Source organism: Bradyrhizobium sp. STM 3809 (assembly GCF_000239795.1).
Lineage (GTDB): Bacteria > Pseudomonadota > Alphaproteobacteria > Rhizobiales > Xanthobacteraceae > Bradyrhizobium.
Genome location: NZ_CAFJ01000316.1, coordinates 1 through 25,941, shown reverse-complemented (window position 1 = coordinate 25,941; position 25,941 = coordinate 1). Strand labels below are relative to the sequence as shown.

The following is a 25,941-nucleotide window of genomic DNA, read 5'->3' as shown; positions in this document are numbered from 1 at the left end:
TTACAGTCCGGTGGTCACGTCGATGCGGTGGCCCTCTTCGAGGGTCACGATCGCGCGCTTGCTGTCCGATTGCGAACCGAAATTGCCGCGGAACACCTTGGTCTTGCCCTTGCGGACGAGCGTATTCACGCTCCGGACCTTGACGTCGAACAGCTTCTCGATCGCTTCCTTGATCTGCGGCTTGGTCGCCTTGGCGGCCACCTTGAACAGAACCTTGTTCTGCTCGGAGGCAAAGGTCGCCTTCTCGGTCACGACCGGCGCGATGATGATGTCGTAGTGGCGCGGATCGATGGTCTTCATTTGAAGCGCGCCTCCAGCGCATCGATCGCCGCCTTGGTCAGAACGAGCTTCTGCCGGCGGAGAATGTCGTAGACGTTGATGCCCTGGATCGGCAGCACGTCCAGGTTCGGGATGTTGCGGGCCGCAGCGGCGAAGCCGTTGTGCAGCTCGGCGCCGTCGATGATCAGCGCATTGGTCAGGCCGAGACCGGAGAAGTGGCCGATCAGCGCCTTGGTCTTCGCCGCCTCGAGGGTGGCGTTCTCCAAAACGACCAGATCACCGTCCTTGGCCTTGGCCGACAGCGCATGCTTCAGCGCCAGCGCACGGACCTTCTTCGGCAGGTCGGTCGCATGCGAGCGCACGACCGGACCGAAGGCGCGGCCACCGCCACGGAACTGCGGCACGCGGGCCGAGCCGTGACGAGCACCGCCGGTGCCCTTCTGCTTGTACATCTTCTTGCCGGTGCGCCAGATCTCGGCGCGGCCCTTGGCCTTGTGGGTGCCGGCCTGGCGCTTGTTGAGCTGCCACTGGACGCAGCGCTGAATGATGTCGGCGCGCGGCTCCAGACCGAAGATGGCGTCGGACAGCTGGACGGAGCCGGCTTCCTTGCCCTCGAGCGTGGTGACTTTCAGTTCCATTTATGCGCCCTCCTGCACGGCCGGCGCTTCGGCAGCCTGCTCACCCGCGACCTTGAACTTGCCGGGCTTCGGCGCTTCCTTCGGCAGCGGCTTCTTCACGGCGTCGCGCACCGAGATCCAGCCACCCTTGGAGCCGGGCACCGCGCCTTCGACCAGGATCAGGCCGCGCTCGACGTCCGTCTGCACCACACGCAGGTTCAGCGTGGTGATGCGGTCGACACCCATGTGACCGGGCATCTTCTTGTTCTTCCAGGTCTTGCCGGGGTCCTGACGGCCACCGGTCGAACCGATCGAACGGTGCGAGATCGACACACCGTGCGTGGCGCGCAGACCGCCGAAGTTCCAGCGCTTCATGCCGCCGGCGAAGCCCTTACCGACCGAGGTGCCGGTGACGTCGACGAACTGGCCGACGACGAAGTGGTCGGCCTGGATCTCGGCGCCGACCGGGATCAGCGAATCCTCGCTGACACGGAATTCGGCGAGCTTGCGCTTCGGCTCGACCTTGGCGACCGCGAACTGGCCGCGCTCCGCCTTCGGCATGTAGACCGTCTTGCGGCTGCCGCTGCCGAGCTGCAGCGCGACATAGCCGTTCTTCTCGGTGGTACGGTGACCGACCACCTGGCAATTGCCGAGCTTCAGCACGGTCACGGGGATATGTTCGCCGGTCTCCGTGAAGACCCGCGTCATCCCGACCTTTTGTGCGATCACTCCGGAGCGCATCGGCGTGCTTCCTGTTCTTCTCTATGTCCGCGATGAGGCGGACGTGAATCCAAAAACTTAGAGCTTGATCTCGACGTCGACGCCGGCGGCCAGGTCGAGCTTCATGAGAGCATCGACGGTCTGCGGGGTCGGATCGACGATGTCGAGGAGACGCTTGTGAGTGCGCATCTCGAACTGCTCGCGGCTCTTCTTGTCGACGTGCGGCGAACGGTTCACGGTGAACTTCTCGATGCGGGTCGGCAGCGGAATGGGTCCGCGAACCTGCGCGCCGGTCCGTTTCGCCGTGTTGACGATCTCGCGCGTCGACGTATCGAGGATGCGATGGTCGAACGCCTTGAGACGGATGCGGATATTTTGGCCGTTCATTGCCGTATCTTTCTGTGAGTAGTGAGTGGCGAGTAGCGAACGGCGAATGGATCACCATTCGCCACCCGCCATTCCCTATTCGTGTTGTTACTCGATGATCGAGGCGACGACGCCGGCGCCGACGGTGCGGCCGCCTTCACGGATGGCGAAGCGCAGCTTCTCTTCCATCGCGATCGGCACGATCAGGTGCACTTCCATCGCGATGTTGTCGCCCGGCATCACCATCTCGGTGCCTTCCGGCAGGTGAACGACGCCGGTCACGTCGGTCGTGCGGAAGTAGAACTGCGGACGATAGTTGGTGAAGAACGGAGTGTGACGGCCGCCCTCTTCCTTGGTGAGGATGTAAGCCTCAGCCTTGAACTTGGTGTGCGGCTTGACCGAACCCGGCTTGCAGAGAACCTGGCCGCGCTCGACGTCCTCACGCTTGGTGCCGCGGAGCAGCGCACCGATGTTGTCGCCAGCCTGGCCCTGATCGAGCAGCTTGCGGAACATTTCGACGCCGGTGACGGTGGTCTTCTGGGTCGGACGGATGCCGACGATCTCGATTTCCTCACCGACCTTGATCACGCCACGCTCGACACGACCGGTCACCACGGTGCCGCGGCCCGAGATCGAGAACACGTCTTCGACCGGCATCAGGAAGGGCTGGTCGATCGGGCGCTCCGGCTGCGGAATGTACTCGTCGACATTGCGCATCAGCTCGAGGATGGCGTCGTGGCCTAGCTTCTTGTCCGAGTCTTCGAGAGCGGCGAGCGCCGAGCCCTTGATGATCGGGATCTTGTCGCCCGGGAATTCGTACTTCGAGAGCAACTCGCGAACCTCGAGCTCGACCAGCTCGAGCAGCTCCGGATCGTCGACCATGTCGCACTTGTTGAGGAACACGACCAGCGCCGGCACGCCGACCTGGCGGGCGAGCAGGATGTGCTCGCGGGTCTGCGGCATCGGGCCGTCAGCGGCCGACACGACCAGGATCGCACCGTCCATCTGGGCGGCGCCGGTGATCATGTTCTTCACGTAGTCGGCGTGGCCGGGGCAGTCGACGTGCGCGTAGTGGCGGTTCTGCGTCTCGTACTCGACGTGGGCGGTCGAGATGGTGATGCCGCGGGCCTTCTCTTCCGGCGCCTTGTCGATCTGGTCGTAGGCAGTGAACGTCGCACCGCCCGTCTCGGCCAGGATCTTGGTGATGGCAGCCGTCAGCGACGTCTTGCCATGGTCGACGTGACCGATGGTGCCGATGTTGCAGTGGGGCTTGTTACGTTCAAACTTAGCTTTGGCCATTTGACTCTCCGTTCAGTCGCTAACTTGAGCTAACGACAATCAGGCAAACTTCTTCTGGACTTCAGCCGACACGTTGGCCGGCGCTTCAGCGTAGTGCGAGAACTGCATCGTGAAGGTCGCGCGGCCCTGGCTCATCGAGCGCAGGTTATTCACGTAACCGAACATGTTCATGAGCGGCACCATCGCGTTGATGACGTTGGCGTTGCCGCGCATGTCCTGGCCCTGGATCTGGCCACGACGCGAGTTGAGGTCGCCGATGACCGAACCGGTGTAGTCTTCCGGGGTCACGACCTCGACCTTCATGATCGGCTCGAGCAGAACCGACTTGCCCTTCTGCAGCGCCTCGCGGAAGGCCGCGCGGGAGGCAATTTCGAAGGCCAGCGCCGACGAGTCGACGTCGTGATACTTGCCGTCGACCAGCGCCACCTTGACGTCGACCACCGGGAAGCCGGCGACCACGCCCGCACCGAGCACGCTCTCGATGCCCTTCTCGACGCCCGGGATGTATTCCTTCGGAACCGCACCGCCGACGATCTTGGACTCGAACACGTAGCCGCCGCCCGGCTCGTTCGGCTCGACCACGAGGCTCACGGCCGCGAACTGGCCGGTGCCGCCGGTCTGCTTCTTGTGGGTGTAGTCCACATTGGCCGGCTTGGTGATGCGCTCACGGAACGCCACCTGCGGCGCGCCGATGTTCGCGTCCACCTTGTAGGTGCGCTTCAGGATGTCGACCTTGATGTCGAGATGGAGCTCGCCCATGCCCTTGAGGATGGTCTGGCCCGACTCGTGATCGGTCGACACGCGGAAGGACGGATCCTCCGCGGCGAGCTTCGCGAGCGCGATGCCCAGCTTCTCCTGGTCGGCCTTCGACTTCGGCTCGATCGCGATCTCGATGACCGGCTCCGGGAATTCCATCTTTTCCAGGATGACCTGGTTGTTCGGATCGCACAACGTGTCACCGGTGCGGGCTTCCTTGAGGCCGGCGAGAGCGACGATGTCGCCCGCATAGGCCTCCTTGATGTCCTCACGGTTGTTCGCATGCATCAGCAGCATGCGGCCGATGCGCTCCTTCTTCTCGCGGGTCGAGTTCACGACGCCGGTGCCCGAGGTCAGGATACCCGAATAGATGCGGCAGAAGGTGATGGTGCCGACGAACGGGTCGTCCATGATCTTGAACGCCAGCAGCGACAGCGGCTCCTTGTCGTCGGCCTTGCGGACGACCTCGTTGCCCTTGTCGTCGGTGCCCTTGATCGCGGGCACGTCGAGCGGCGACGGCAGATAGTCGACGACGGCGTCGAGCAGCGGCTGCACGCCCTTGTTCTTGAACGCCGAGCCGCACAGCACCGGATAGAACGCGCCCGAAAGCACGGCCTTGCGGATCAGCCGCTTGAGCGTGGCTTCGTCCGGCTCGGTGCCCTCGAGATAGGCCGACATCGCGTCGTCGTCGAGCTCGACGGCGGCTTCCACCAGCTTCTCGCGATACTCCTTGGCCTGGTCGGCCAGGTCATCGGGAATCTCGACGTAGTCGAACTTCGCGCCGAGCGATTCGTCGTTCCAGACGATCGCCTTCATGGTCACGAGATCGATGCAGCCCTTGAAGTTGTTCTCGGCGCCGATCGGCAGCTGGATGGCCACCGGCTTCGCGCCCAGGCGGTCGACGATGTCCGACAGGCACTTGAAGAAGTCGGCGCCGGTCTTGTCCATCTTGTTGGCGAAGACGATGCGCGGCACCTTGTACTTGTCGCCCTGGCGCCAGACGGTCTCGGTCTGCGGCTCGACGCCCTGGTTGGAGTCGAGCACGCACACGGCGCCGTCGAGCACGCGGAGCGAACGCTCGACCTCGATGGTGAAGTCGACGTGGCCGGGGGTGTCGATGATGTTCAGGCGCTTGCCGTTCCAGAACGCGGTGGTGGCAGCCGAGGTGATCGTGATGCCACGCTCCTGCTCCTGCTCCATCCAGTCCATCGTCGCGGCACCTTCGTGCACTTCGCCGATCTTGTGGCTCTTGCCGGTGTAATACAGGATGCGCTCGGTCGTCGTGGTCTTACCGGCGTCGATGTGCGCCATGATACCGAAGTTGCGATAGTCTTCGATGGCGTGTTGGCGGGGCATGGATCTGTTCCCTGATTTCCGTTCGGGCCGCTGTTACCAGCGGTAGTGCGAGAAGGCGCGGTTGGCTTCCGCCATCCGGTGCACGTCTTCACGCTTCTTCACGGCGTTCCCCCGGTTGTTGGAGGCATCGAGCAGCTCCGCCGAAAGCCGCTCGGTCATGGTCTTCTCGTTGCGGTCGCGCGCCGCCGAGATCAGCCAGCGGATGCCCAGCGCCTGACGGCGGGTCGAACGAACCTCGACCGGCACCTGGTAGGTCGCGCCGCCGACGCGGCGGGAGCGGACCTCGATGGTCGGCATGACGTTGTCGAGCGCCTGCTCGAACACCGTCAGCGGGTTCTGCTTGGTCTTGGTCTCGATGATGCCGAAGGCGCCATAGACGATGCTCTCGGCGACCGACTTCTTGCCGGCATACATCACGGAGTTCATGAACTTGGTGACGATGATGTTCCCGAACTTCGGATCCGGCAGAACTTCACGCTTCTCGGCAGAATGGCGACGCGACATCTGTGTTGTCTCTTCTTGCTCGTGATGGCCAGGCTCGCCCCGACCATCTCCGATTAAATCCTATGTGGCAGATCCCCGGATCTCGCTGCGCTCACCCGGGGATGATCTCCGCTACGCTACGATCACTTCGGACGCTTGGCGCCGTACTTCGAACGGCGCTGCTTACGGTTCTTGACGCCCTGGGTATCCAGCACGCCGCGGAGGATGTGGTAACGCACGCCCGGCAAGTCCTTGACGCGGCCGCCGCGGATCATGACCACCGAGTGCTCCTGCAGGTTATGGCCTTCACCCGGGATGTAGCCGATCACCTCGAAGCCGTTGGTCAGGCGCACCTTGGCGACCTTACGAAGCGCCGAGTTCGGCTTCTTCGGGGTCGTGGTGTAGACGCGCGTGCAAACGCCACGCTTCTGCGGCGACTGCTGCAGCGCCGGCACCTTCTTGCGCGACTTCTGCACTTCGCGCGGATTTGCGATCAGCTGGTTGATCGTCGGCATCTTGGCCTTCACCCTTCTCAACGTTCGCACGGAAACCGTCACCGGCTTCCGCAAATTCTGTTCGAGGTTCCCCGCCTCACCGGGCCGCCCAGCGCGACGAAAATCCGCGCAAAACGAAATTGCGCCAACCGTTCATCGCTGAACGGAAAGCGCTTGACGCCACAGAGGACCGCGATCACCCTCCTCCAGCTTGCGCTGGCGGCGGCCTACCGAGGTCATGCATCCGAAATTGGTCTCAAGAGAACGAGCTCGAGAGATCTAAAATCGTTCTGGCATTGCCTAGCTATGATCGACAGCGTTTGAGCGGCATTCGTCGAGGTTGGTGCCCATCGTGCCCTGTTCGGGCGGTCCGGGTGATCCGTACCGACGCTGGCGAAGCTCACCGCCTGTCGTTGAGTGCGCGCCTTTTATAAGTGGTAAAACCCCAAGTCAAGCAAAACGACGCCGCAGCACGCGCAAACCAGCCGTTTGTATGTCGCTGCCGGCCGCGTTCAGCCTGCGCCGCAGCGCCGGTCACGGCCCCGCTTACCTATTCACTCAAGCAGACGCATCAAGCCTCTGAGAACCCTGAGAATCCCGGTATCGTAGGGTGGGCAAAGCAGCCGCCCGCAGGGCGGCAGCGTGCCCACCGTCCGACCACGGAGCACGGCCGCCCGACGGTGGGCACGGCGCCACCACGGACCCGGGCGTGGATGCAGCGCGGCATCGCCTTTGCCCACCCTACGGCCCCCGCGAATCCCCCGGTTCACCCTCCGCAACAATCTGAAACATCCCGGCTAAGGCTTTGTTCGGCTTTCGCAGCCAAGGTTGGCGCCTCGACGAGGCGTCACATGCCCCATTATACCGACATCGCGATCATCGGCGGCGGCCTGGCCGGCTCGATCGCGGCGGCCATGCTCGGGCGGGCGGGCATTGCCGCGATTCTGGTCGATCCCCACGCGGTTTACCCGCCGGACTTCCGAATCGAGAAGATCTCGGGAGCGGAGCAGATCGCGCGATTCCGCCGCACCGGCGTTGCGGACAAGGCGCTGTACCGGGCGACGCTCGCGGCCGAGAACTGGATCGCGCGATTCGGCTACGTGCTGGACAGGGCGCCGGCACATCAATACGGCATCCTCTACGATGCGCTGATCGCGGCGGTGCGCGAGGAGATTCCGGACCACGTCCAGCGAATCGTGGCCAAGGCGGTCACGATCACCCCGAGCGAGGATCGCCAGTCCGTCGCGCTCTCCACCGGAGAGACGATCTCGGCCCGCCTGGTCGTGCTCGCCAATGGCCTCAATGTCGGCCTGCGGCATCAGCTGGGAATCACCCGGACGATCACCAGCCCGGCGCATTCGATCTCGGTCGGCTTCGATCTGGAGCCGGTCGGCCGGCCCGCCTTCCCGTTCCCGGCGATGACCTATTTTCAGGAGCGCGCCGGCGCCCGGGTGCCCTACATCACCCTGTTTCCGATCGGCGACCGCATGCGGGCGAATCTGTTCGCCTATCGCGCGGTCGACGATCCCTGGCTGCGGGCGATCCGGCGCAACCCGGCTGAGACCCTGGACGCCACCCTGCCTGGCCTCAAACGGATTACCGGCGATTACGCCGTCAGCGGCGAGGTCAAGGTCCGGCCGGCCGACCTGGTCGTGAACAGCGGCACCCGCATTCCCGGCGTGGTGCTGGTCGGGGATGCCTTCTGCACCACCTGCCCGGTGACGGGAACCGGCTCGGACAAGGTGTTCACCGACGTCGAGCGGTTGTGCAACGTCCCCATCCCGCGCTGGCTGGCCACCGACGGCATGAGCGAGGCAAAGATCGCGGCGTTCTACGACGACCCGGTCAAGCGAGCCTGCGATGCGTGGTCGCTCGACAAGGCCTGGCGGTTCCGGGAGGTTTCGGTCGGCACCGGCCCGTATTGGCTGGCGCAGCGCTGGGCGCGGTTTGCGGTGTCGCTCGGTCGCGGCGTGCGGCATCGGATGGCCGGCGCCCCGGTCGCGGCTACCGCTCGCAGCCCGGATGAGCGCAGCGAGATCCGGGGTCTCACACATAGCTCATGAGGCCCCGCATGTCGCTGCGCTTATGCGGGCTACGGACTATTCCTCTTCCTCGTCGTCGTCCTCGTCATCCTCGAGGTCGTCTTCGTCATCATCATCATCGTCTTCGTTATCGACCTGATCCTGCCGGCTCGGCTGGTGGCCCTGGTCGTCCCAGAGCTTGCGATAGGTGCCGTTCTTGGCGAGCAGCTCGGCGTGGCTGCCGCGCTCGATGGCGCGGCCGCCAGAGATGACGATGATCTCGTCCATCTCGACCACTGACGTGAGGCGATGGGTCGACCAGATCATGGTGCGGCCCTTGGCGACCTTCAGCAAGGTGCGATTGATCGCGGCCTCGGTGGTCTGGTCGAGCGCGGAGGTCGCCTCGTCGAGCAGCAGCACCGAAGGATTGCGGATGATGGCGCGGGCGATCGCGATGCGCTGGCGCTGGCCGCCCGACAACGTATCGCCGCGCTCGCCGACGATGGTGTCGTATTTCTGCGGCAGGCTCATGATGTAGCGGTGGATCTCGGCCTTCTTGGCCGCCTCCTCCACCTCCTCGTCGGTCGCATTCTCCTTGCCGAGCCGGATGTTCTCCCGCAGCGACATGTTGAACAGCATGTTCTCCTGGAACACCACAGCCATGCTGCCGCGGAGCGAATCGCGCGTGACCTTGCGGATGTCGACGCCGTCGATCGTGACGCGCCCCTCATCCGGCACGTAGAGCCGCAGGATGAGATTGAGCAGCGTGCTCTTGCCGGAGCCGGACGGACCGACGATGGCGATCCGCTTGCCGACGTCGAGCTTGAGGCTGAGATTGTCGAGCACCGGCGTCTCGCTGCCCTCGTATTGGAAGCTGACGCGCTCGAAGGTGATGTCGTGGCTGATGCGCGGCAGGTCCGGCGCGCCGGGCCGATCGGCGCCCCGGGTCGGCTCGTCGAGCAGCTCCTGCATGTGGCGAATCGCGGCCGCCGAGGAGATCGACACCGGAATGAAGTGCATCACATGGGCGATGTTGTAGGAGACCTCCCAGAATGCGCTCTCGAAGGTGACGAAGGTGCCGACCGTGATCTGCCCCTTCGTCGCGAGATAGGCGCCGATCGCGAGCACGACCAGATGCAGCAGCAGCACGGCGATGGTCACCGTGCGCTCGACCATGGTCGAGAGGAACATCGCATCCGCGATCTTGCGCCTGGCCTCGTCGTTGCGGAAGCTGAACCAGCCGAACACCCGGCGATGCAGGCTGAAGGCCTTGATGACCGCCTGCGCGGCGATGTTCTCCTGGATCACGCCGAGCAGCGAGGCCTCGTTGAGCTTCTGCTCGTAATTGGCCTGAACGGCCTTTGGCGTCAGGATTCGCGGACCGATCAAGGTGATCGGGAACACCAGGAGGGCGATCGCGGCGAGCTGCCAGTTGAGGAACAGCATCAGGATGATGCCGGCGATGAGCTCGAGCAGCGGCAGCGCGGCGCTGTTGGCGAAGGTCTTGACGACGCCCTCGAACGCCGACATGTCGACGGAGAAACGCGACAGGATCTCGCCGCGCTTGGTGCGCTGGAAATAGGCCGCCGGCAGATTCTGCACGTGGTCGAACAGGCGGGTGCGGACGTCGGAGATGACGCAGGCCGCAAGGCGGGCGTCCCAGCGCTCGTAGAGCACGGCGACGATCGAGGTGAAGATGCCGGCGACGGCGAGCACGCCGAGGATGCGATACAGCGCCTCGAAATCCTCCTCGCCGAGCGCGTCGTCGATCAGGAACTTGAGGCTCAGCGGCATGATGACGTTGAACAGCGTCTCGATCAGCACGCCGATCGTGACGAAGGCCAGCATCTTCTTGTATTTGCCGAGCAGCGGCGAGACGAAGCCGTAGATCGTCGCAAGCGCGCCGGCAGCTTCGCGGGCGCTGTAGACGACGAGATCCTCGTCATCATCGTCGTCGTCGAGATCGTCCTCGTCTTCGTCGTCCTCATCGTCATCTTCATCGGAGGGCGGCGGCGCAGGCTTCGGCGGCGGCGGCTTGATGGCCTGCGGCGGCTTGGCAGCCTGCGGCGGCTTCGATGCCTGCTGCGGTTCGGCCGCCTCCGGCGCTTGAGCGACCTGTGACGGCTCGGATACCTGCGGCGCTTCGGATGCCTGCGGCGCTTGAGGTTCCTGGGACGCTTGAGGTTGCTGGGGCGCTGGGGATCCCTGCGGCGCTTGGGATGGCGCGGCGGTGCCAGACAGCCGCTTGGCGATCTCGGCTGCGGCGCCCGCGGCGGCTGCGATGCGCTCGCCGGCGATTCGATCGTCCGCGTTCTCGCCGGGAGACGACGAGGTCGAATTGGATTTCGAACCTCGCTTCTTGCCCGATTTGGAGGCCGGTATCGACCCTGACTTGGACTCTGGCTTCTTGGGCGACATGCAACCAACCGCAGCAGCGCGGCCGACGAGAGCGCCAGCCTTGCGCGTCAGGCCTTTACCATCTGCACGGCGCCGCGGCCAGCGTCCTCAATCCTCGTCCTCGACCTTGTCGAAGAACGAATAGCGCAGGCTGTCGGCGTCGGCATACCACTGGCCGGGGCCCTTGTTGGCGGCCAGCGTCGCAGCCCAGACCTCGTCGGTGCAGTCGCGGCGGTGCATCGCCAGATCGAAGCCGTTGCCGAAGAACAGCTCCGACCATTCCCACCAGGTGCCGAGCTTCCTGACCCCGCGCAAGAGGTCGTAGCGGTCGACCAGCGCCGGCGCCATGTCCGAGGTGATCGAGCCGAACACGAGGCCCGTCTTGACCACGCGGTTCAGCTCGCGAATCGCGCGCGCGACCTGCTTGTCGCCGAGATGGCACAGGCTGGTCTCGAACACGAAGTCGAACTCGCCTTTCTTGAACGGCAGGTCGGTGATGGAGCCGAGCTTGTTGTACTTCTTCAGCGCCTTCGGCGTCTTGCCGTGGATGTAGCGGTTGTTCTCGATGCCCCAGGCATCGATGCCGCGCTCGCGCAGCGCGCCGACCAGTTCGCCGCTCGCCGAGCCGGCCACCAGGAGCTTGTAGCCCTTGCCCTTGCTCTTGTTCCAGACGGTCTTGATCAGGCTCAGCAGGTAGTCGGGGTCGGTGAACTGCGACCAGACCTCGCCGTACGGCCCCTGCCCGCGATAATTGTCGAAATAGTCGCGATCGATCTTGTCCGACAGCGGGGTCTCCGCCTGCGACTTGGCACGACGCAGCCGCATCATCTCGGTCAGGATGATGTCGGTCGCGGCATCCGACGAGTCGAGCAGGCCGTTGAGCGTCGAATCGAACAGATAATCGCCGACCACCACGATCCCCGGATGCTCCTTCGGCTCGGGACGATGGTTGGTCATGACGTCGCGCACCGGCAGGCCGCCGGGCAAGGCGTTGACCGAGGACAGCCAGCGATGGATCTTGCCTTCCATGAAATGCGCCCTGGAATCGCCGAGCGCCGCCGGCAGCGACTTCAGCGCCGCGTCGATCAGTTCCTGGTCGGACAGATTGGCGAACGCGAGCGCGTCGGAACCGGCGATCAGCCAGTTCAGCACGCCGTGCTTGCCGACGTCGTGGCGCGAGCCCTCGTTGTAGATGCAGCAGCCGCCGAACGCCTCCGACATGAACCAGGAGCCCGGGATCTTGTCGCCCCAGAACGGGGAATCGAACAGGATCGAGACGCGCAGATAGTGCGCCGGACGGTCGAAATAGGCGACGTGCTTGACCATCGAGCGGCGCAGCTTCTCGCCTTCCCAGCCCACCGTCGACAGCCAGGAATGCGGCAGGCACACCAGCACGAGATCGAACTCGCGCGTCTCCGGGCCCTTGCCGTTCATCATGTTCAGCCGGTAGCGGCCCTGCTCGGTCTTGCCGATGCGCAGCACACGATGGTTGAGCTGGATGTCGGCATCGACCTCCGAACGCAGGCATTCGATCAGCTGCTCATTGCCGTTCTGGATGGAATACAGACCGATGTAGTCGTCGATATCCATCACGAAGTTCTTGAGCGCGTTGAGGCCGTTGGTGTTGTGGGCCTCGGTCGCGAGATCGGAGCGCGCCATCACCTTGAAGAAGCGCTTGGCGGTGGGATCCTCGACCTCCTCGTCGAGCAGCTCCTCGCAGGTCTTGTAAGCCCAGGGGTGCTCGTTGTCGTGAGCGCCAACGCCCTCGTAATACTCGACGGGCGAAATCACCTCGGTGCAACGCTTGCGGAACGCCTCGACCGCGGCGGCCGTCTTCGGCCCGTATTTGCGGCGCAGGCCGGGCACGTCGTCGAGCAGCTCGCCGTCGAGCTGCACCTGCATCGCATCCATCGGGATGGTCTGCAGGCCGAAATGCTGGATCAGCTCGCGCAAGGGATCCGGGCCGGTCATCGAGTAGTCGTAGATCTCGGCGACGCCGGCTTCGTACATCGCCGGAGCGCTGTCGAACTTGCGCGTGACGATCTTGCCGCCGAGCCGGTCGGACGCCTCGAAGATCGTCACCTTGCAGAGATCACCGAGCTTCCGCCTCAAGTACCAGGCGCTCATCAGGCCGCCCGGGCCGCCACCAACAATCGCAAGGTCAAGCATCGAAGTTCCGCCATCTCCGGCTGTCTGCGACAACGCCGGTCGTCCGTGTCACGGGTCCTGCCACCCTCGGGGCTCGATCGGCCATAGCCTATCCGGCCCGCGCAGGCTTTGCGCCCGAGCAAATCGGCGCAGCGCCATGGCGGTGGACTGAATCAGCCTAGCGGATCTGATGCTCCCAGAAGCGCCTTTGTGCCTGAAGGGAAGATGAACAACGGGGCAGCAGCGCGGCAACGGGAGAATATCTTGTTAAAAAAAGGCCGGCAAACGCCGGCCCTTTCTACGTCAGATGAACGACGGGCAGACCCTGACACCGTCAGGGCCTGCCGCAGCGTTCTGTTCACTCCGCGGGCGGCAGCGCCAGCGGCTGCGGCTCGGGCTGCGATGGCACGATCGCGGCCTGCTTCTCGCGCTCGTCGAGAATCAGCTTGTCGCGCTTGAGAGCGACTTCGCGGATGCGGGCCATGGAGGCGCCGGTGCCGGCCGGGATGAGACGGCCGACGATGACGTTCTCCTTGAGACCCTCGAGCGGATCGATCTTGCCGTTGACCGCCGCCTCGGTGAGGACGCGGGTGGTCTCCTGGAACGAGGCCGCCGAGAAGAACGACCGGGTCTGCAGGCTCGCCTTGGTGATGCCGAGCAGAACCGGATTGCCGGTGGCGGGCTTCTTGCCCTCCTCCTGCGCCTTCGCGTTCAGCGCGTCGAACTCGATCTTGTCGACCTGCTCGCCGGCGATCATGTCGGTGTCGCCCTGGTCGGTGACCTCGATCTTCTGCAGCATCTGACGGACAATCACCTCGATGTGCTTGTCGTTGATGAGCACGCCCTGCAGCCGGTAGACCTCTTGGATCTCGTTGACCAGATAGGCCGCGAGTTCCTCGATGCCCTTGATCGCCAGGATGTCGTGCGGCGCCGGGTTGCCCTCGACGATGAAGTCACCCTTCTCGACGATGTCGCCATCCTGCAGGTGGATGTGCTTGCCCTTCGGGATCAGGTACTCGCGCGGCTCCTCGGTCTTGTCGACCGGCTCGATCGAGATGCGACGCTTGTTCTTGTAGTCGCGGCCGAACCGGATGGTGCCGGCGATCTCGGCGATGATCGCGGCATCCTTCGGCTTGCGCGCTTCGAACAGCTCCGCCACCCGCGGCAGACCGCCGGTGATGTCGCGCGTCTTGGCGCTCTCGGTCGAGATACGCGCCAGGATGTCGCCCGGCTTGACCGTCGCTCCGATGTCGACCGACAGAATGGCGTCGACCGACAGCATGTAGCGGGCATCGCCGCCACGGGCGAGCTTGAGCACCTTGCCGTCCTTGCCCTTGATCACGATCGCCGGACGCAGATCCGCGCCACCGCGCGTTCCACGCCAGTCGATGACCACGCGCTTGGCGATACCGGTGGACTCGTCGAGCGTCTCCGAGATCGACAGACCTTCGGTGAGATCCTCGAACCCGATCGTGCCCTCCGCTTCCGTGAGGATCGGACGGGTGTAGGGATCCCACTCGGCGATGCGCTGGCCGCGCTTGATCATGTCGCCGTCGTCGACATGCATGCGCGAGCCGTACTGGATACGGTGCGTCGCACGCTCGGTGCCGTCGGGGTCGACGATCGTCACGACCATGTTGCGGACCATCGCGATCAGGTGACCCTCGCTGTTGCGAGCGATCGCCTTGTTGCGGATGACCACCTTGCCTTCGAAGTTCGATTCCACGAAGGACTGCTCGTTCAGCTGCGCCGCGCCGCCGATGTGGAACGTACGCATCGTCAGCTGGGTGCCGGGCTCACCGATCGACTGCGCGGCGATGACGCCGACAGCCTCGCCGTGGTTGACCGGGGTACCGCGCGCGAGGTCGCGGCCGTAGCACATCTTGCAGATGCCGTTGACGAGCTCGCAGGTGAGCGCCGAACGAATCTTCACCTCCTGCACGCCCGCTTGCTGGATGGCGTCGATGTGGCTCTCCTCCATCAGGGTGCCGGCCTTGACCAGCACGGCGTTGGTGGCGGGATCGCGCACGTCGTCGCACGGCACGCGGCCCAGGATGCGCGAGCCGAGCGAGGCGACCAGCGTACCGGCGTCGACGATCGCCCGCATCTTGATGCCGAGATGCGTGCCGCAATCGTCCTGCGTGATGATGCAGTCCTGCGCGACGTCGACCAGACGACGGGTCAGGTAACCCGAGTTCGCGGTCTTCAACGCGGTGTCCGCGAGGCCCTTGCGGGCGCCGTGGGTCGAGTTGAAGTACTCGAGAACCGAGAGACCTTCCTTGAAGTTCGAGATGATCGGCGTCTCGATGATCTCACCCGACGGCTTGGCCATCAGGCCGCGCATGCCGGCGAGCTGACGCATCTGGGCCGGCGAACCACGCGCACCGGAGTGCGACATCATGTAGATCGAGTTGATGTCGGCATCGGCGCCCGTCGCCGTCTTCTTGGTGACGGAGATCTCCTTCATCATCTCCTTGGCGATTTCCTCCGAGGCCTTCGACCAGGCGTCGACGACCTTGTTGTACTTCTCGCCATGGGTGATCAGGCCGTCATTGTACTGCTGCTCGAAGTCCTTCGCCAGCGTACGGGTGGTGTCGACGATCTTCCACTTGCCGGCCGGCACGACCATGTCGTCCTTGCCGAACGAGATGCCCGCCTTGAAAGCGTTGTAGAAGCCGAGGGCCATGATGCGGTCGCAGAAGATCACCGTCTCCTTCTGACCGCAGTGACGGTAGACCTGATCGATGACGCCCGAGATCTCGCGCTTGGTCATCAGCTTGTTGATGACCTCGAAAGTCACGCGCGGATGCTTCGGCAGGAGGTTGCCGAGCATGACGCGGCCCGCGGTGGTCTCGATCCAGCGCTTGGCGATCTTGCCCTCCTCGTTCATCCCCTCCCAGCGATACTTGATCTTGCTGTGGAGATGGATGGCCTTGGCGTGCAGCGCATGCTCGAGCTCGGCCATGTTGCCGAACGCCATGCCCTGGCCGGGCATGCCTTCGCGCATGATCGAGACGTAGTACAGACCAAGCACGATGTCCTGCGACGGCACGATGATCGGCTGACCGTTCGCGGGATGCAGGATGTTGTTGGTCGACATCATCAGGACGCGCGCTTCCAGCTGCGCTTCGAGCGACAGCGGAACGTGCACGGCCATCTGGTCGCCGTCGAAGTCGGCGTTGAAGGCCGAGCAGACCAGCGGATGCAGCTGGATCGCCTTGCCCTCGATCAGCACCGGCTCGAACGCCTGAATGCCGAGGCGATGCAGGGTCGGCGCGCGGTTCAGCAGCACCGGATGCTCGCGGATGACCTCGTCCAGGATGTCCCAGACCTCGGGACGCTCCTTCTCGACCAGCTTCTTGGCCTGCTTGACGGTGGTCGACAGACCCTTGGCGTCGAGCCGCGAGTAGATGAACGGTTTGAACAGCTCGAGCGCCATCTTCTTCGGCAGGCCGCACTGATGCAGGCGCAGCTCCGGACCGACGACGATGACCGAACGGCCGGAGTAGTCGACGCGCTTGCCGAGCAGGTTCTGACGGAAGCGGCCCTGCTTGCCCTTGAGCATGTCGGCGAGCGACTTCAGCGGACGCTTGTTGGCGCCGGTGATGACGCGGCCGCGGCGGCCGTTGTCGAACAGCGCATCCACCGCCTCCTGAAGCATGCGCTTCTCGTTGCGGATGATGATGTCGGGCGCGCGCAGCTCCATCAGCCGCTTGAGGCGGTTGTTGCGGTTGATGACGCGGCGGTAGAGGTCGTTCAGGTCGGAGGTCGCGAAGCGGCCGCCGTCGAGCGGCACCAGCGGCCGCAGGTCCGGCGGGATCACCGGCACGACGGTCATGATCATCCATTCCGGCTTGTTGCCGGAGTGGCGGAACGCCTCGACGATCTTCAGGCGCTTGGCGAGCTTCTTGTGCTTGATGTCGGAGTCGGTCTCCTGCATCTCGGCACGCAGCGTCTGCTCGAGCTTCTCGAGCTCGAGGCCGCGCAAGAGCTCACGGATGGCCTCGGCGCCGATCATGGCGGTGAAGCTGTCCTGGCCGTACTCGTCCTGCGCCTTGAGGTACTCGTCCTCGGACAGCAGCTGACGGTCCTTGAGCGCGGTGAGACCCGGCTCGAGGACGACGTAGTATTCGAAGTACAGGATCCGCTCGAGATCCTTCAGCGTCATGTCGAGCAGGAGGCCGATGCGCGACGGCAGCGACTTCAGGAACCAGATGTGCGCGACGGGAGCGGCCAGCTCGATGTGGCCCATGCGCTCGCGCCGGACGCGCGACAAGGTCACCTCGACCGAGCACTTCTCGCAGATGATGCCCTTGTACTTCATCCGCTTGTACTTGCCGCACAGGCACTCGTAGTCCTTGATCGGCCCGAAGATGCGGGCGCAGAACAGGCCGTCGCGCTCCGGCTTGAAGGTGCGGTAGTTGATCGTTTCCGGCTTCTTAATCTCGCCGTAGGACCAGGACAGAATCTTTTCCGGCGACGCGATCGAGATCCGGATCTGGTCGAAGACCTGAGCCGGAGTCGTCGGATTGAAGAGATTCATAATTTCTTGGTTCATCGTATTCTCCTCGCGGACCGATCGGGGGTCAGCCGCAAATTCGAAAATCTCTTGGCAGAGGGCGCCCTGCCCCGACCCGCGGGAGGAAGGCGCCGGCACCCGGCCGCTTGGGGCGGCCGGGCCTGATCGCTTGACCTACTCGGCGGCTTCCGACGTCGGCGCCGGTCCGAGCTTGGAGTTGTGCAGGTCGACGTTGAGGCCGAGGGAGCGCATTTCCTTGACCAGCACGTTGAACGATTCCGGAATACCGGCCTCGAACGTGTCGTCGCCGCGCACGATCGCCTCGTAGACCTTGGTGCGGCCGGCGACGTCGTCCGACTTCACCGTCAGCATCTCCTGCAGCGTGTAGGCGGCGCCATAGGCTTCGAGCGCCCACACCTCCATTTCGCCGAAGCGCTGGCCGCCGAACTGGGCCTTGCCGCCCAGCGGCTGCTGGGTGACCAGCGAGTACGGGCCGATCGAACGCGCATGGATCTTGTCGTCGACCAGATGGTGCAGCTTCAGCATGTAGATGTAGCCGACGGTGACCTTGCGATCGAACGGGTCGCCGGTGCGGCCGTCATAGACGGTCGACTGGCCGGACGCGTCCATCCCGGCGAGCTTCAGCATCTCCTCGATGTCGCTCTCCTTGGCGCCGTCGAACACCGGGGTGGCGATCGGCACGCCGCGGCTCAGATTGTGGCCGAGCTCAAGCAGCTCATTGTCGTTGAGCGTCTTGATGGTCTCGTCCTCACCGTAGATCCGCTTCAAGGTCTCCTTCAGCGGCTTGACATCCTGCTTCGACAGATAGGCATCGACCGTCTGGGCGATGCGCTTGCCGAGGCCGGCGCAGGCCCAGCCGAGATGGGTCTCGAGGATCTGGCCGACGTTCATGCGCGAGGGCACGCCCAGCGGGTTCAGCACGATGTCCGCGTGGGTGCCGTCCTCCAGGAACGGCATGTCCTCGATCGGAACGATCTTGGAGACGACGCCCTTGTTGCCGTGACGGCCGGCCATCTTGTCGCCCGGCTGGATCTTGCGCTTCACAGCGACGAAGACCTTGACCATCTTCATGACGCCCGGCGGCAGCTCGTCGCCGCGCTGCAGCTTCTCGACCTTGTCGAGGAAGCGCTGCTCGAGGCCCTTCTTCGACTCGTCGTACTGCTTCCGCATGGCCTCGATCTCGGCCATCAGCTTGTCGTTCGACGCCGCGAACAGCCACCACTGCGACTTCGGATACTCGTCGAGCACCGCACGGGTGATCTTGGTGTCCTTCTTGAAGCCCTTCGGGCCGGAGATGCCCTGGCGGCCATCCAGCATGTCGGCGAGACGGCTGTAGACGTTGCGGTCCAGGATCGCCTGCTCGTCGTCACGGTCCTTGGCGAGACGCTCGATCTCTTCCCGCTCGATCGCCAGCGCACGCTCGTCCTTGTCGACGCCGTGACGGTTGAACACGCGGACTTCGACGATCGTGCCCTGCACGCCCGGCGGCACCCGCAGCGAGGTGTCGCGGACATCCGAAGCCTTCTCGCCGAAGATGGCGCGCAGCAGCTTCTCTTCCGGCGTCATCGGGCTCTCGCCCTTCGGCGTGATCTTGCCGACCAGGATGTCGCCTGCGCGCACTTCCGCGCCGATGTAGACGATGCCGGCTTCGTCGAGGTTCTTCAGCGCCTCTTCCGACACGTTCGGAATGTCGCGCGTGATTTCCTCAGGGCCCAGCTTGGTGTCGCGGGCCATCACCTCGAACTCCTCGATGTGGATCGAGGTGAAGACGTCTTCCTTCACGATCCGCTCGGAGAGCAGGATCGAGTCTTCGAAGTTGTAGCCGTTCCACGGCATGAACGCGACGAGCACGTTACGGCCGAGCGCGAGCTCGCCGAGATCGGTCGAGGGACCGTCCGCGATGATGTCGCCCTTCTTGACGATGTCGCCGACCTTCACCAGCGGACGCTGATTGATGCAGGTCGACTGGTTGGAGCGCTGGAACTTCATCAGCCGGTAGATGTCGACGCCCGACTTGGTCGGATCGAGATCTTCCGTGGCGCGGATGACGACGCGGGTGGCGTCGATCTGGTCGATCACGCCCGAACGGCGCGCCGCGATCGCGGCGCCCGAGTCACGCGCCACGACGCCTTCCATGCCGGTGCCGACGAACGGCGCCTCGGCGCGAACCAGCGGCACCGCCTGGCGCTGCATGTTCGAGCCCATCAGCGCGCGGTTGGCGTCGTCGTTCTCCAGGAACGGGATCAGCGCCGCGGCGACCGAAACGAGCTGCTTCGGCGACACGTCCATGTAGTCGACCTTGTCCGGCGTCATCGGCACGACTTCGCCGGCATGACGGCAGACCACGAGGTCCTCGGTGAAGCGGCCCTTGGCATCGAGCGGCACGTTGGCCTGCGCGACGCGGTAGCGCCCCTCCTCCATGGCGGACAGATACACCACCTCGTCGGTGACGCGGCCGTCCTTGACCTTGCGGTACGGCGTCTCGACGAAGCCATACTTGTTGACGCGGGCAAACGTCGCCAGCGAGTTGATCAGACCGATGTTCGGACCTTCCGGCGTCTCGATCGGGCAGATACGGCCGTAATGCGTCGGATGCACGTCGCGCACCTCGAAGCCGGCGCGCTCGCGGGTCAGACCGCCCGGTCCAAGCGCCGACAGGCGGCGCTTGTGGGTGATCTCCGACAGCGGGTTGGTCTGGTCCATGAACTGCGACAGCTGCGACGAGCCGAAGAACTCGCGCACCGCGGCCGCGGCAGGCTTCGCGTTGATCAGGTCCTGCGGCATCACGGTGTCGATGTCGACGCTCGACATGCGCTCCTTGATGGCGCGCTCCATGCGGAGCAGACCGATACGGTACTGGTTCTCCATCAGCTCGCCGACCGAGCGGACGCGGCGGTTGCCGAGATGGTCGATGTCGTCGATCTCGCCCTTGCCGTCGCGCAGGTCGACCAGGGTCTTGATGACCGCCAGGATGTCTTCCTTGCGCAGGGTGCGCTGGGTGTCCGGCGCATCGAGCTCGAGGCGCATGTTCATCTTGACGCGGCCGACCGCGGAGAGGTCGTAGCGCTCGGCATCGAAGAACAGCGACTGGAACATCGCCTGCGCGGAATCGAGCGTCGGCGGCTCACCCGGACGCATCACGCGGTAGATGTCGAACAGCGCGTCCTCACGCGTCATGTTCTTGTCGGCGGAGAGCGTGTTGCGGATGTAGGGGCCGACATTGACGTGGTCGATGTCGAGCAGCGGCAGGTCCTTGTAGCCCTGCTCGTTCAGCACCTTGAACAGCTTGTCGGTGATCTCCTCGCCGGCCTCGGCGTAGATCTCGCCGGTCTTCGGGTTGACGAGATCCTCGGCGATGTAGTTGCCGAGCAGCTCCTCGTCCGACATGCGCAGCGCCTTCAGCCCCTTCTCCTGGAGCTGGCGGGCGGCGCGAACGGTGAGCTTCTTGCCGGCCTCGAGCACGACCTTGCCGGTGTCGGCGTCGATCAGGTCGTTGACGGTCGAATAGCCGCGGAAACGGTTGGCGTCGAACGGAACGCGCCAGCCTTCCTTGATGCGCTTGTAGATCAGCTTCTTGTAGAAGGTCGAGAGGATCTGCTCGCCGTCGAGGCCGAGCGCGAACATCAGCGACGTCACCGGAATCTTGCGGCGACGATCGATGCGCGCGAACACGATGTCCTTGGCGTCGAACTCGATGTCGAGCCAGGAGCCGCGATACGGGATGACGCGGGCGGCGAACAGCAGCTTGCCCGAGGAATGGGTCTTGCCCTTGTCATGGTCGAAGAACACGCCGGGCGAACGGTGCATCTGCGAAACGATGACGCGCTCGGTGCCGTTGACGATGAAGGTGCCGTTCATGGTCATGAGCGGGATGTCGCCCATGTACACGTCCTGCTCCTTGATGTCCTTGACCGACTTGGCGCCGGTTTCCTCGTCGATATCGAACACGATGAGGCGCAAGGTCACCTTGAGCGGCGCAGCGAAGGTCATGCCGCGCTGGCGGCACTCGTCGACGTCATATTTCGGCGGCTCGAACTCGTAGCGGACGAACTCGAGCATCGAGGTGCCCGAGAAGTCGGAGATCGGGAACACCGAGCGGAACACCGCCTGCAGGCCCTCATCCGGCCGGCCGCCCGTGGGCTCGTCCACCATCAGGAACTGGTCGTAGGACGCCTTCTGAACCTCGATGAGGTTCGGCATCTCCGCGACTTCCTTGATGTGTCCAAAGAACTTGCGAACACGTTTGCGACCGGTGAATGTCTGCTGCGCCATCGTGGCCTCTCATGTCGTCGCCCGGAGGGGCGATCCTTCCGAAACAGCGGCTGCCACCGTCATTCCGGGTTGAATTTCGATCCATTTCGAAGGCCTGAGGGACAGAGCGCGGAACGGAAACGTCCCAGATCTGTTCTTCAGACCACCAAAACGCAAAACGACGCGCGAGGCGCGAGGACGCACCCGCTCGTCAGAACCATCTCGTCACGGACTGCAAAAGCCCGAAATTGCCTATCTCCCAACGGCTTACGACGGAGACGCCACTCCATCGCCAAAACCGGCTTTTCGTGCTGCCGACCCAATATGGGTTGACATTAGTCGAGATTCGAGAGCGACGTCCCCAAATCTCCACACTTTTCCGTGTTCGGCCCGCAGCGGACTGATCCGTTGCACGCCTTTTGCAACGATTCCGGCCGATCCGGATACCCCCGCAAACGTCTTTGTCTTTATGATGACCGGGCGATGTTACCACCCGGTCACCAAATTCGCTTGGATGCGCCACGCCTTGCCGTCAGGCTGCGGGACACTCCACCGGCAATCGCCGATTACTTGAGCTCGACCTTGGCGCCAGCCTTCTCGAGCTGAGCCTTGATCTTGTCGGCCTCTTCCTTGTTGACGCCTTCCTTGAGCGGCTTCGGAGCACCCTCGACGAGGTCCTTGGCTTCCTTCAGGCCCAGGCCGGTGATGGCGCGGACTTCCTTGATGACCTCGATCTTCTTGTCGCCGGCCGACGCCAGGACAACGGTGAACTCGGTCTTCTCTTCCGCCGGAGCGGCAGCGGCGCCACCAGCGCCCGGAGCGGCGACGGCCACGGCGGCCGCGGCGGACACGCCCCACTTCTCTTCCAGGAGCTTCGCGAGCTCAGCAGCCTCGAGAACGGTGAGGGCCGAGAGGTCGTCGACGATCTTCTGCAGGTCAGCCATTGATGTAGTCCCTTAGTGTGGTTCGGTTCGAAACCAGGTTGTGAGTGTTTGCGAAGGGCGTCAGGCCGCTTCGCCCTTTGAGGCATGAGCCTGAATGACGCGCGCGACCTTGGCCGCGGGAGCGTTGGCGAGCTGGGCCAGCTTGGTCGCCGGAGCCTGGATCAGGCCGACGAGCTTGCCGCGCAGTTCGTCCAGCGACGGCAGCGAGGCGAGAGCCTTCACGCTGTCGACATTCAGGACGGTTGAGCCCATCGAGCCGCCGAGGATGACGAACTTTTCGTTCGCCTTGGCGAATTCGATGGCAACCTTGGGCGCCGCGACAGGATCGTTGGAAGTTGCGATCACGGTCGGCCCCTTCAACAGGGGACCGATGCCGACGACGTCCGTGCCTTCAAGAGCAATTTTGGCGAGACGGTTCTTCGAGACCTTCACCGATGCGCCAGCCTGCTTCATCTGCTTGCGCAGGTTCTGCATCTGAGCCACGGTGAGGCCGGAATAGTGAGCGACGACGGCAACGCCCGTGGTCTTGAAGACCTCGTGCAGCTGCTCGACCGCCTCTTTTTTTGCCGCTCGTTCCACAGCAAGCTCTCTCCGGTTGGCGGCCTTCGCCCGAAAGCGGGACCGCCGGGTTGCACCCGCCGCCCGCCAAACCTGACCTCTGGACCGATGACCCCGAGGACACGCAAGGCAAAACGGCGATGAATAGCCTGCCCTTCCACGCGGCCTCTCGGCCCGGGGAGTGTCGAGGTTCGAACCAAACCTGCATGCCACCACGACGCGCGCAGAGGACATGCCGAAATCCGGTCTTCACCCGTCTATGCAGGCTGGATGATTAAGCCATTGAGGAAGTTGGATTTCCGCGCCGGCGCCTGCAGTCTCGGACAGGATTCGGGGGGATCGGCGGACCGACCTCCCCTGCGGCATTCGGGAGCAGAAAGATCCTTCTTCCTTCCGAGAAATCCGAACGGATATCCTCAAAAGGAATGCTGGCTCTCTCCACGTCTTTCGGAATGCGCGCACAGGCGCGCCAGCAAAAGCCGACCCGCCCGGAAGCCGGTTCTTTAACGGGTCGATGACGACTTGCCAAGGCCCTCCTCAGCAAAAATCGCACCAATCAACGGCGCGGCGCACCTGCCGAGAGCGCCTTAAGCGGTTTGGGATCCCGCCGAGGATGCGGATACCGCATAGGGCAGCTTGTCGCCGGCGAAGAAGGCGGTGAGATTGGCGATCACGCAAGCCTGCATCGCCACATGCGACTCGCGGGTGTTGCCGCCGATATGGGGCGTCACCACCACATTGGGAAGCGTCGTCAGCTCATCGGGAACGTGAGGTTCCCTGGCGAACACGTCGAGGCCGGCGCCGGCGATCGTGCCGGCCTTCAGCGCGGCGACCAGCGCGTCCTGATCGATCACAGAGCCGCGCGAGATGTTGACGATGTGCCCGTCAGGACCAAGTTTCTCCAGCAGATCGGCGTTCACCACATGCGTCGTCTCGGCGCTGGCGCGGACCGCGATCATCAGCACGGTGCACCACTCGGCGAGCGCATCGAGGCTCGGGAAATACGGGTACGGCAGCTCGCTGTAACGGGTTCGGTTGAAATAGCCGATGTCGGCCTCGAAGGCGGCGACGCGGGCGGCGATCTTGCGGCCGATCGCGCCCATGCCGTAGATGCCGACCTTGCAGCCGGCCAGGCTCGGCGGCGGCTTCATCAGCGGCGATGGCTTCGCCGCGGCCCAGCCGCCGTCGCGGACATAGGCGTCGGCCACCACCAGCCGCCGCGTGCTCGCCAGCATCAGCATGACCGCGACATCGGCGACCGCCGCGGCATTGGCGCCCGGGCTGTGCCCGACGGCGATGTTGCGCGCAGCCGCCGCCTTGAGATCGACGCCGTCATAGCCGGTGCCGTAGCAGACGATGGCGCCCAGTGCCGGCAGCCGGTCCATGTGCTCGGCCCCGAGCGGCGTGGCGCCCGCCGTGATCAGCGCCCGGACCTGCGCCACCTCCTCCGCCGGAAACACCTCATGCGCGGGTTTGCCGCCGGTATCGAGAAGGTCGAAGCGATCGGAAAACCGCTGGGTCATCGACTTCGGCAGGCGGGAGTAGATCAGGACTTTGTCGAGCATGCCGAATGGTACCACGAAATGCGAAGGGCGGGATCGCTGAACGATCCCGCCCTTCCTAATCTAGCTCATGCCTGGCCGATTAGGCGAGCACGGTGCCCGGCTCGACCTTGACGCCCGGGCCCATCGTCGACGACACCGCGACACGCTGGACGTAGGTGCCCTTGGCGCCTGCCGGCTTGGCCTTCACGACCGCGTCCGCCAGCGCCTTGATGTTCTCGACCAGCTTGTCCTCGGCGAACGAGGCCTTGCCGACGCCGGCCTGGATGATGCCGGCCTTCTCGACGCGGAACTCGACCGAACCGCCCTTGGCACCCTTGACGGCGCCGGCGACGTCCATGGTCACGGTGCCGATCTTTGGGTTCGGCATCATGCCGCGCGGACCGAGCACCTTACCGAGACGGCCGACCAGCGGCATCATGTCGGGGGTGGCGATACAACGGTCGAAGTCGATGTTGCCGTTCTGCACCTTCTCGACCAGGTCCTCCGCGCCGACCACGTCGGCACCGGCGGCCCTGGCCTCGTCGGCCTTAGCGCCACGGGCGAACACGCCGACGCGCAGCGTACGGCCGGTTCCGTTCGGCAGCGTCACGACGCCACGGACCATCTGGTCGGCGTGACGCGGATCGACGCCGAGGTTGATCGCGACCTCGATGGTCTCGTCGAACTTCGAGGTGGCGCGCTCCTTGACCAGCTTGATGGCGTCAGCCAGCGGGTAGAGCTTGGTGCGGTCGACGCCCTCGCGGGCCTTCTTCAAACGCTTTCCGATTGCCATGGCCGCTTACCCCGCAACTTCCAGACCCATCGAGCGGGCGGAGCCCTCGACCATCTTCATGGCCGACTCGATCGAGTCGCAATTCAGGTCCTTCATCTTCTTCTCGGCGATCTCGCGCACCTGCGCCTTGGTCACCTTGCCGGCCTTGTCGCGACCCGGGGCCTTGGAGCCCGACTGGATCTTGGCGGCCTGCTTGAGGAAGTAGGACATCGGCGGGGTCTTCATCTCGAAGGTGAAGGACCGGTCCGCGTAAATGGTGATGACCACCGGGATCGGGGTGTTCTTCTCTTCCTTCTGGGTCTGCGCGTTGAACGCCTTGCAGAACTCCATGATGTTGAGACCGCGCTGACCGAGCGCGGGGCCGATCGGAGGCGA

Annotated in this window: 18 protein-coding genes; 1 reads left to right on the top strand and 17 read right to left on the bottom strand. The window is 64.3% G+C overall.

Features of this window, described 5'->3' with window-relative positions; genetic code table 11:
- The 8 genes from BRAS3809_RS17695 to rpsL all read right to left on the bottom strand — a co-directional run bounded on the left by BRAS3809_RS17695 (nucleotide 1) and on the right by rpsL (nucleotide 6,391).
- Nucleotides 1–300 carry a 50S ribosomal protein L23 gene (locus BRAS3809_RS17695; RefSeq protein ID WP_008963463.1) on the bottom strand — a complete coding sequence of 100 codons (300 nt, stop codon included), beginning with the start codon at nucleotides 298–300 and terminating at the stop codon, nucleotides 1–3.
- Nucleotides 297–917, bottom strand: coding sequence for a 50S ribosomal protein L4 (rplD, locus tag BRAS3809_RS17690; RefSeq protein WP_006611839.1), 621 nt, complete (start codon nucleotides 915–917; stop codon nucleotides 297–299). The genes BRAS3809_RS17695 and rplD overlap by 4 nt, the downstream gene beginning before the upstream one ends.
- The gene (rplC, locus tag BRAS3809_RS17685) at nucleotides 918–1,637 is read right to left on the bottom strand and encodes a 50S ribosomal protein L3 (RefSeq protein WP_006611838.1); all 720 of its coding nucleotides are present in this window, start codon (nucleotides 1,635–1,637) and stop codon (nucleotides 918–920) included. It abuts the gene before it with no gap.
- 57 nt (nucleotides 1,638–1,694) lie between these two features.
- Nucleotides 1,695–2,003: a 30S ribosomal protein S10 gene (gene rpsJ / locus BRAS3809_RS17680; RefSeq protein ID WP_002712302.1), complete on the bottom strand. Its 309-nt coding sequence runs from the start codon at nucleotides 2,001–2,003 to the stop codon at nucleotides 1,695–1,697.
- Between the two features lie 87 nt (nucleotides 2,004–2,090).
- Entirely contained in the window at nucleotides 2,091–3,281 is a 1,191-nt protein-coding gene (tuf, locus tag BRAS3809_RS17675; RefSeq protein ID WP_008963462.1) for an elongation factor Tu, read from the bottom strand.
- A 39-nt stretch (nucleotides 3,282–3,320) separates the two neighbouring features.
- Nucleotides 3,321–5,393, bottom strand: a complete 2,073-nt coding sequence (gene fusA, locus BRAS3809_RS17670) for an elongation factor G (protein ID WP_008963461.1) — start codon at nucleotides 5,391–5,393, stop codon at nucleotides 3,321–3,323.
- A gap of 33 nt (nucleotides 5,394–5,426) precedes the next feature.
- Nucleotides 5,427–5,897, bottom strand: a complete 471-nt coding sequence (rpsG, locus tag BRAS3809_RS17665; RefSeq protein WP_008963460.1) for a 30S ribosomal protein S7 — start codon at nucleotides 5,895–5,897, stop codon at nucleotides 5,427–5,429.
- Nucleotides 5,898–6,019: 122 nt separating this feature from the next.
- Nucleotides 6,020–6,391, bottom strand: coding sequence for a 30S ribosomal protein S12 (gene rpsL, locus BRAS3809_RS17660; protein ID WP_006611834.1), 372 nt, complete (start codon nucleotides 6,389–6,391; stop codon nucleotides 6,020–6,022).
- A gap of 830 nt (nucleotides 6,392–7,221) precedes the next feature.
- On the opposite strand from rpsL, the gene BRAS3809_RS17655 reads away from it, so the two are divergent.
- Nucleotides 7,222–8,433 carry an FAD-dependent oxidoreductase gene (locus BRAS3809_RS17655; RefSeq protein ID WP_008963458.1) on the top strand — a complete coding sequence of 404 codons (1,212 nt, stop codon included), beginning with the start codon at nucleotides 7,222–7,224 and terminating at the stop codon, nucleotides 8,431–8,433.
- Between the two features lie 36 nt (nucleotides 8,434–8,469).
- On the opposite strand, the gene BRAS3809_RS17650 is transcribed toward BRAS3809_RS17655, so the two are convergent.
- From BRAS3809_RS17650 to rplK, 9 genes are all read right to left on the bottom strand, one after another.
- Nucleotides 8,470–10,809, bottom strand: a complete 2,340-nt coding sequence (locus tag BRAS3809_RS17650) for an ABC transporter transmembrane domain-containing protein (protein WP_008963457.1) — start codon at nucleotides 10,807–10,809, stop codon at nucleotides 8,470–8,472.
- 87 nt (nucleotides 10,810–10,896) lie between these two features.
- Entirely contained in the window at nucleotides 10,897–12,957 is a 2,061-nt protein-coding gene (locus BRAS3809_RS17645) for an FAD-dependent oxidoreductase (protein WP_008963456.1), read from the bottom strand.
- 337 nt (nucleotides 12,958–13,294) lie between these two features.
- A complete protein-coding gene (gene rpoC / locus BRAS3809_RS17640) occupies nucleotides 13,295–17,494 on the bottom strand; it encodes a DNA-directed RNA polymerase subunit beta' (RefSeq protein ID WP_008963455.1) in 4,200 nt (1,399 codons plus the stop codon).
- A gap of 135 nt (nucleotides 17,495–17,629) precedes the next feature.
- Nucleotides 17,630–21,748: a DNA-directed RNA polymerase subunit beta gene (gene rpoB, locus BRAS3809_RS17635; RefSeq protein ID WP_008963454.1), complete on the bottom strand. Its 4,119-nt coding sequence runs from the start codon at nucleotides 21,746–21,748 to the stop codon at nucleotides 17,630–17,632.
- Nucleotides 21,749–22,293: 545 nt separating this feature from the next.
- Nucleotides 22,294–22,671, bottom strand: a complete 378-nt coding sequence (gene rplL, locus BRAS3809_RS17630) for a 50S ribosomal protein L7/L12 (RefSeq protein WP_008963453.1) — start codon at nucleotides 22,669–22,671, stop codon at nucleotides 22,294–22,296.
- A gap of 60 nt (nucleotides 22,672–22,731) precedes the next feature.
- The gene (gene rplJ, locus BRAS3809_RS17625) at nucleotides 22,732–23,250 is read right to left on the bottom strand and encodes a 50S ribosomal protein L10 (protein ID WP_008963452.1); all 519 of its coding nucleotides are present in this window, start codon (nucleotides 23,248–23,250) and stop codon (nucleotides 22,732–22,734) included.
- Between the two features lie 566 nt (nucleotides 23,251–23,816).
- Nucleotides 23,817–24,794, bottom strand: coding sequence for a 2-hydroxyacid dehydrogenase (locus tag BRAS3809_RS17620; RefSeq protein WP_008963451.1), 978 nt, complete (start codon nucleotides 24,792–24,794; stop codon nucleotides 23,817–23,819).
- Nucleotides 24,795–24,873: 79 nt separating this feature from the next.
- A complete protein-coding gene (gene rplA, locus BRAS3809_RS17615; protein ID WP_008963450.1) occupies nucleotides 24,874–25,566 on the bottom strand; it encodes a 50S ribosomal protein L1 in 693 nt (230 codons plus the stop codon).
- 6 nt (nucleotides 25,567–25,572) lie between these two features.
- A partial coding sequence (gene rplK, locus BRAS3809_RS17610) for a 50S ribosomal protein L11 (protein ID WP_035656623.1) occupies nucleotides 25,573–25,941 on the bottom strand: 369 nt, incomplete at its 5' end.